This is a genomic window from Pseudomonas sp. R62 (assembly GCF_000257605.1).
Taxonomy (GTDB): Bacteria; Pseudomonadota; Gammaproteobacteria; order Pseudomonadales; family Pseudomonadaceae; genus Aquipseudomonas; species Aquipseudomonas atacamensis.
The window spans coordinates 241,109-248,876 of the sequence record NZ_JH635999.1; the positions used below are offsets into that span (position 1 = coordinate 241,109).

The 7,768-nt window shown below is 61.1% G+C and carries 5 protein-coding genes; 4 read left to right on the plus strand and 1 reads right to left on the minus strand.

From position 1 onward, the window contains the following. A partial coding sequence (gene xdhA / locus OQK_RS19465; protein ID WP_038861426.1) for a xanthine dehydrogenase small subunit occupies positions 1-990 on the minus strand: 990 nt, incomplete at its 3' end. A gap of 268 nt (positions 991-1,258) precedes the next feature. On the opposite strand from xdhA, the gene OQK_RS19470 reads away from it, so the two are divergent. From OQK_RS19470 to ligA, 4 genes are all read left to right on the plus strand, one after another. Beyond that, complete coding sequence (locus tag OQK_RS19470; RefSeq protein WP_016773849.1) at positions 1,259-1,918, plus strand: GntR family transcriptional regulator; 660 nt, start codon at positions 1,259-1,261, stop codon at positions 1,916-1,918. Between the two features lie 2 nt (positions 1,919-1,920). After that, positions 1,921-5,409: a chromosome segregation protein SMC gene (gene smc / locus OQK_RS19475; RefSeq protein ID WP_016773850.1), complete on the plus strand. Its 3,489-nt coding sequence runs from the start codon at positions 1,921-1,923 to the stop codon at positions 5,407-5,409. Positions 5,410-5,634: 225 nt separating this feature from the next. Next, a complete protein-coding gene (zipA, locus tag OQK_RS19480) occupies positions 5,635-6,498 on the plus strand; it encodes a cell division protein ZipA (protein ID WP_016773851.1) in 864 nt (287 codons plus the stop codon). 162 nt (positions 6,499-6,660) lie between these two features. Next, the coding region (gene ligA / locus OQK_RS19485; protein ID WP_016773852.1) for an NAD-dependent DNA ligase LigA at positions 6,661-7,768 on the plus strand (1,108 nt) is incomplete at its 3' end.

Here is a 7,768-nt window from a genome sequence, read left to right on the forward strand (position 1 = left end):
TTCGCCTTTGCACAGCACGATCTGCGCGCCGAGGGCGATCAGCAGCGGTGGCGAGTCACCGATCGGCGAGGCGTTGCCGATGTTGCCGCCGAGGGTGCCTTGATTGCGGATCTGCAACGAGGCGAAGCGGTGCAGCAATTCGCCGAAGTCCGGATATTCGGCATTCAATGCTTCGTAACAGTCGGAGAGGGCGGTGGCGGCGCCGATTTCGATGCGGTCATCGAAGGTTTCGATGCGCTTCATTTCGGCGACGTTACCGACATAGATCATCACCGGCAGAGTGCGGTGGAACTGGGTGACTTCCAGCGCCAGATCGGTGCCGCCGGCGAGCAGCCGCGCTTGTGGATAAGCGTCGTAGAGATCGGCCAGGTCAGCGACGGTCAGCGGCACCAGGCAGCGCTTGTCGCCGCTGTTGAGTTCGCCGATATCGGTCGGCGCGATGGCCTTGAGGCGGGCAATGGTTTCGGCTTCACGGGCGTCGAACTGATCCGCTGGCTTGCCGCAGCAGGATTGTTCGGCAGCGGCGAGAATAGGGCGGTAGCCGGTGCAGCGGCAGAGGTTGCCGGCCAGCGCTTCGTGAGCCTTGGCCTGATCCGGCGCGTCGCTGTTCTTTTGCAGGGCGAACAACGACATGACGAAACCGGGGGTGCAGAAGCCGCACTGCGAACCGTGGCACTCGACCATGGCTTTCTGCACGCTGTGCGGTTCGCCCTTGTGCTTGAGGTCTTCAACGCTGATCAGTTGCTTGCCGTGCAAGGACGAGACGAAAGTCAGGCACGAATTGAGGCTGCGATAGCGAATATGCTCACGCCCGCTGTCATCGGTCTGCAACTCGCCAACCACCACGGTGCAGGCGCCGCAGTCGCCACTGGCGCAACCTTCTTTGGTGCCGGGCTTGCCTACGTGTTCGCGCAGGTAATTGAGCACAGTCAGATTCGGGTCCAGGGCGTGCTCGCTACGGAGTTCCTGGTTAAGTAAAAACTGGATCACGGAAGGCCTCGCAGACTCATTATTGTTGTTAACCGACGTGAACCGAATTTAGCAGGTCTGACTTTTCGGTCAATGGTTTTCTGACTTAAAGGTCAGGAAAATCCGTTTCGTCGATCAACAGCGTGTCTATTCAGTATTGACCTTCATCGGTCACTGCGCTTTTTTGCGGGATTCGTGCCAAAAACCGCTGAGTGGGCACTCCGCCATGACCGTGCATTTGCGCTACACTGCGCCGCTTGTGCAGATCGATAGAGTTTGAAGGACAACCATGACGTTCAAGGCGCCGGACAGCCTCGCCGAGCAAATCGCTCACCACCTCGCCGAACGCATCATTCGTGGCGAAATGAAGCCGGGAGAGCGCATCCAGGAACAGAAGGTCACGCTGGCGCTCAACGTCAGCCGCGGTTCGGTCCGCGAAGCCTTGCTGATCCTCGAGCGCCGTCACCTGATCGCGATCCTGCCGCGTCGTGGCGCCCACGTTACCGAGCTGACGCCGCACAAGGTGCAGAGCCTGTGCACGCTGATGAGCGAGCTGTACATCCTGCTCGGCAATTCGGTGGCCAATGGCTGGCAAGTGCAGTCGGACATGGCGCCGTTCGTGCAGATCCAGCAGCGCCTGACCGCCAGTTACGAGCGCGGCGATATCCGCAGCTTCGTCGATGACAGCTTCGCGGTGATGCGCGCCGCCTATCCGTTTGCCAACAATCCGTACCTGCAAGAAACCGTAGAGAACCTCCAGCCGGCGATGAGCCGCGCGTATTTCCTCGCCCTCGAACAGCGCAAGGCGGAAATGAGCGAATTCCTCGAACTGTTCGAACGCTTGCTCGCCGCCGTCCTCGCCCGCGATTTGCCGCAGATCCGCATCGTGCTCACGGCGTATGCCCAGCGCAGCTGCGATCTGGTGGTGTCTGCGCTGACGGTTGCCTGAGCGTGCGGCTGAAGTGCATCAAACTGGCGGGGTTCAAATCCTTCGTCGACCCGACCACGGTGAACTTCCCCAGTAACATGGCGGCGGTCGTCGGGCCGAACGGTTGCGGCAAGTCGAACATCATCGACGCCGTGCGCTGGGTGATGGGCGAAAGTTCGGCGAAGAACCTCCGTGGCGAGTCGATGACCGACGTCATCTTCAACGGCTCGACCAGCCGCAAACCGGTGAGCCAGGCGAGCATCGAACTGGTCTTCGACAACTCCGATGGCACGCTGCTCGGCGAATACGCGGCCTATGCGGAAATTTCCATCCGCCGCAAAGTCACCCGCGACAGCCAGACCACTTATTACCTCAACGGCACCAAATGCCGTCGGCGCGACATCACCGATATCTTCCTCGGCACCGGCCTCGGCCCGCGCAGCTACTCGATCATCGAACAGGGGATGATCTCCAAGCTGATCGAATCCAAGCCCGAAGACCTGCGCAATTTCATCGAAGAAGCGGCGGGCATCTCCAAGTACAAGGAGCGTCGCCGCGAGACTGAAAACCGTATCCGCCGCACCCACGAAAACCTCGCCCGCCTGACCGACCTGCGCGAAGAGCTGGAGCGCCAGCTCGAGCGCCTGCACCGTCAGGCCGAGGCGGCGAAAAAGTATCAGGAACTCAAGGCCGAAGAGCGTCAGCTCAAGGCGCAACTGTCGGCCCTGCGCTGGCAGGATCTTAACGAGCAGGTCGGCCAGCGCGAGTCGATCATTGGCAACCAGGAAGTCAGCTTCGAAGCGTTGGTCGCTGAACAGCGTAATGCTGATGCGGCCATCGAACGCCTGCGCGACGGTCACCACGACCTGTCCGAGCGCTTCAATCTGGTGCAGGGCCGCTTCTATTCGGTCGGCGGCGACATCGCCCGGGTCGAGCAGAGCATTCAGCATGGCCAGCAGCGGTTGCGCCAGTTGCAGGACGATCTGAAAGAAGCCGAGCGCGCGCGTCTGGAAACCGAGTCGCACCTGGGCCACGACCGCACGTTGCTGCTGACCCTCGGCGAAGAACTGGACATGCTCACCCCCGAGCAGGAAGTCACCAGCGCTGCCGCCGAGGAAGCCGCTGCGGCCCTCGAAGAAGCCGAAACCACCATGCACGGCTGGCAGGAGCAGTGGGATGCTTTCAACCTGACCGCTGCCGAACCGCGCCGTCAGGCTGAAGTGCAGCAGTCGCGGATCCAGCAGCTGGAAAGCAGCATGGAGCGTCTGGCTGACCGACAGAAGCGCCTCGCTGAAGAGCGTGCGTTGCTGTCCGCCGACCCGGAAGACGCGGCGATCATGGCGCTCAACGAGCAGCTCGCCGAGTCCGAAGCGACCCTCGAAGATTTACAGACCAGCGAAGAAGCGCAAGTCGAAAAGCTTGAACAACTGCGTCAGGAATTACAGCAAGCGTTGACCGCACAGCAGCAGGCGCAGGGCGATCTGCAGCGGCTCAACGGTCGTCTGGCGTCGCTGGAAGCCTTGCAGCAAGCCGCGCTCGATCCGGGCACCGGCACCGCCGAATGGTTAAAGGAACACAACCTCGCCGAGCGTCCGCGTCTGGCCGAAGGCCTGAAGGTCGAGGCAGGTTGGGAACTGGCGGTGGAAACCGTGCTCGGTGCCGATCTGCAAGCGGTGCTGGTCGACGATTTCAGCGGCTTCGATCTGTCCGGATTCACTCAGGGCGATTTGCGCCTGCTCAGCCCGGCCAGCGATGGCGTGCGGGTGGCGGGCAGTCTGCTGGACAAAGTCGAGGCGCAGATCGATCTGTCGCCGTGGCTTGGTCAGGTCAAACCGGTCGACAGCCTTGAACAGGCGCTGGCCTTGCGCGGCCAGTTGAGCGCCGGGCAGAGCCTGATCAGTCGCGATGGCTACTGGGTCGGTCGACACTTTTTACGCGTGCGTCGCGCCAGCGAAGCGGAAAGCGGCATGCTCGCCCGTGGCCAGGAAATCGAAGACCTGCAACTGGAGCGTGAAGAGCGCGAAGCCACGGTCGAGGCCATGGAGACCCGCCTGCAAACCCTGCGCGCGCAACAGCGCCAGCAGGAAAACGGCCGCGAACATCTGCGCCGCTTGCTGCAGGACGAAGCGCGCCAGCAAGGCGAACTGAAAGCACAATTGTCCGCCGGCAAGGCCAAGGCCGAGCAACTGACATTGCGCCGCACCCGTCTCGATGAAGAACTGGTCGAACTCGCCGAACAGCGCGAGCTTGAGCACGAACAGGTCGGCGAAGCGCGCATGCAATTGCAGGAAGCACTGGACGCCATGGCGCTCGACACCGAGCAGCGCGAGTTGCTGCTGGCCCAGCGCGACAGCCTGCGCGAGCGCCTCGATCGCGTGCGTCAGGAAGCGCGGCAGCACAAGGATCACGCCCATCAACTGGCCGTGCGTCTCGGCTCGTTGCGCGCCCAGCACGACTCCACGCGCCAGGCGCTGGAACGTCTGGAAATGCAGGCCGAGCGCCTGACTGAAAAGCGCGAACAGTTGAGTCTGAATCTGGAGGAGGGCGAGGCGCCGCTGGAAGAGCTGCGCCTCAAGCTCGAAGAGTTGCTCGACAAGCGCATGACCGTCGACGAAGAACTTAAGACTGCGCAGATCGCCCTGGAAGACGCCGATCGTGAATTGCGCGACGCGGAAAAACGCCGCACCCAGGCCGAGCAGCAATCGCAGCTGATTCGCGGCCAGCTCGAACAGCAACGCATGGAATGGCAGGCGCTGACCGTACGGCGCAAGGCTTTGCAGGATCAATTGCTCGAAGATGGCTACGATCTCAACGGCGTGCTCGCCACATTGACCGCACAAGCCAGTGAACGCGAAGCCGAAGAAGAACTCGAACGCATCAACGCACGGATTCAGCGCTTGGGTGCGATCAACCTCGCGGCCATCGACGAATACACGCAACAATCGGAGCGTAAACGTTATCTGGATGCGCAGGACGCCGATCTGGTCGAGGCGCTGGAGACCCTGGAAAACGTCATCCGCAAAATCGATAAGGAAACCCGCAACCGTTTCAAAGATACCTTTGATCAGATCAACGGTGGTTTGCAGGCACTTTTCCCGAAAGTTTTCGGTGGCGGGCGCGCGTATTTGGAACTGACGGGCGAAGATCTACTCGATACAGGGGTGACGATCATGGCGCAGCCGCCCGGGAAGAAGAACAGCACCATCCATTTGCTCTCCGGCGGCGAAAAAGCCCTGACTGCACTGGCCCTGGTTTTTGCCATCTTCAAGTTGAACCCGGCGCCGTTCTGCATGCTCGATGAGGTTGACGCGCCACTGGATGACGCTAACGTTGGACGCTACGCACGCCTGGTCAAAGAGATGTCGCAGACTGTGCAGTTCATTTACATCACCCACAACAAGATCGCCATGGAAATGGCCGAGCAGTTGATGGGTGTGACGATGCATGAACCGGGCTGTTCGCGACTGGTGGCGGTGGATGTCGAGGAGGCGATGGCGATGGTGGACGCCTAGCGGCGCGGCTGCAGGTTACAAGCTCCAGGCTGCAAGTGGACGGCTTGTGACTTGGAGCTCAAAGCTTGTAGCTGCGAAGCCTTTGATCGTGCTAGTTTAATGTCAATTTTTCGTATACGTGGGCAAAACGCCTGTCAGAACATAGAGTTGGCGCCACGTTTTAAAGCGGTTTACGCAGTGTAAACCCCTTATTTTTCAGCATTTTTTATAGAGGCACGGGATTACATGGAAATCGGTCTGCGCGAGTGGCTGATCGTCATCGGCATCATTGTGATAGCCGGTATTCTTTTCGATGGCTGGCGCCGTATGCGCGGCGGCAAGGGAAAGCTGAAATTCCGTCTCGACCGGAGCCTGTCCAATCTGCCGGACGAGGACACCAGCGCCGAGCTGTTGGGCCCGGCCCGCGTCCTGGACACGCACAAAGAGCCGCAACTGGACGAGCACGATTTGCCGTCGGTGAGCATGCCCAACCGCGAAGCTCGCGAGCCGCGTGAATCCGGCTCGAAACGTGGCAAGCGCGGCAGCAACGGCCCGGCGCAGGGCGACTTGAACCTCGACCTCGATCTGGACGGCGGCCCGAGCTTCAGCAGCCGCGATGACGATTTCGCCGAAGACAGCAAGCCTGCAGCGGCCGTGGCGGAAAAAGATCAGCCACAAGCCGAAGAAGTCCTGGTGATCAGCGTGATCTGCCGCGACCCGGCCGGCTTCAAAGGCCCGGCGCTGCTGCAGAACATTCTCGAAAGCGGTCTGCGTTTCGGCGAGATGGACATTTTCCACCGCCACGAAAGCATGGCCGGCAACGGCGAAGTGCTGTTCTCCATGGCCAACGCGGTCAAGCCGGGCATCTTTGATCTGGACGACATCGACCACTTCAGCACTCCGGCGGTGAGCTTCTTCCTCGGTCTGCCAGGCCCGCGTCATCCGAAGCAGGCCTTCGACGTGATGGTCGCGGCAGCCCGCAAGCTGTCCCAGGAACTGAACGGCGAACTGAAAGACGACCAGCGCAGCGTACTGACTGCGCAGACGATTGAGCACTACCGTCAGCGCATCGTCGAATTCGAACGCCGCGCCCTGACCCAGAAGCGCTAAGGCCAAATCAAAAGATCGCAGCCTTCGGCAGCTCCTACAGAGGAACGCGATACTGTAGGAGCTGACGAGTGCAACGAGGCTGCGATCTTCTGGCACCGCCGCCGATAATGGAATAAAACTGGAGCAGCCTCGGCTGCTCTTTTGCTTTATGAGAGAACACCCATGACCGCCGCCAAAACCCGCATTCTAGAGCTGCGCGCTGAGCTGGATCAGCACAACTATCGCTATCACGTTCTCGACGAGCCGAGCATTCCCGATGCCGAGTACGATCGCTTGTTCCACGAGCTCAAGGCACTGGAAGCGGCCAACCCGGAACTGATCACCAGCGATTCGCCGACCCAGCGCGTCGGCAGCATGGCGCTGACTGCGTTCACTCAGGTGCGTCACGAAATCCCGATGCTCAGCCTCGGCAACGCCTTCGAAGAATCCGACATGCGCGAGTTCGATCGCCGCGTCAACGAAGGCCTCGACGTGCCGGCCGGCGATCTGTTTGGTGGCGGCGCGGCGGTGGAATACAGCTGCGAGCCGAAGCTCGATGGCCTGGCGGTGAGCCTGCTGTATCAGGATGGTTTGCTGGTGCGCGGCGCCACCCGTGGCGATGGCACCACCGGCGAGGACATCAGCGTCAACGTGCGTACCGTGCGCAATATTCCGCTGAAGCTGCACGGCGAAGGCTGGCCGGCGACGCTGGAAGTGCGCGGTGAAGTGTTCATGTCCAAGGCCGGTTTCGAGCGCCTCAATGCTTCGCAACTGGAAATCGGCGGCAAGACCTTCGCCAACCCGCGCAACGCGGCAGCAGGCAGCCTGCGCCAGCTCGACTCGAAGATCACCGCCAACCGGCCACTGGAATTCTGCTGCTATGGCATCGGTCAGGTGTCTCACGATATCGCCGACACCCACATCGGCAACCTCAAGCAGTTGCAGAAGTGGGGCATGCCGATCAGTCACGAACTGAGGCTGGCCAAGGGTATCGACGAGTGCTTGGAGTATTACCGCGACATCGGCGCGCGCCGTGACTCGCTGGCCTATGAAATCGATGGTGTGGTGTTCAAGGTCAACAGCATTGCCGATCAGCGTGAACTGGGCTTCCGTGCCCGAGAGCCGCGCTGGGCGATCGCACACAAATTCCCGGCGATGGAAGAACTCACCGAGCTGCTCGACGTGGAATTCCAGGTCGGCCGCACCGGTGCGGTGACTCCGGTGGCGCGTCTGAAACCGGTGAAGGTCGCCGGCGTCACCGTGGCCAACGCCACGTTGCACAACATGGACG

Bases quoted from the DNA above. Each gene is read 5' to 3' on its own strand.
- zipA (WP_016773851.1), top strand. From the start codon at position 5,635: ATGGAAATCGGTCTGCGCGAGTGGCTGATCGTCATCGGCATCATTGTG.
- OQK_RS19470 (WP_016773849.1), top strand. From the start codon at position 1,259: ATGACGTTCAAGGCGCCGGACAGCCTCGCCGAGCAAATCGCTCACCAC.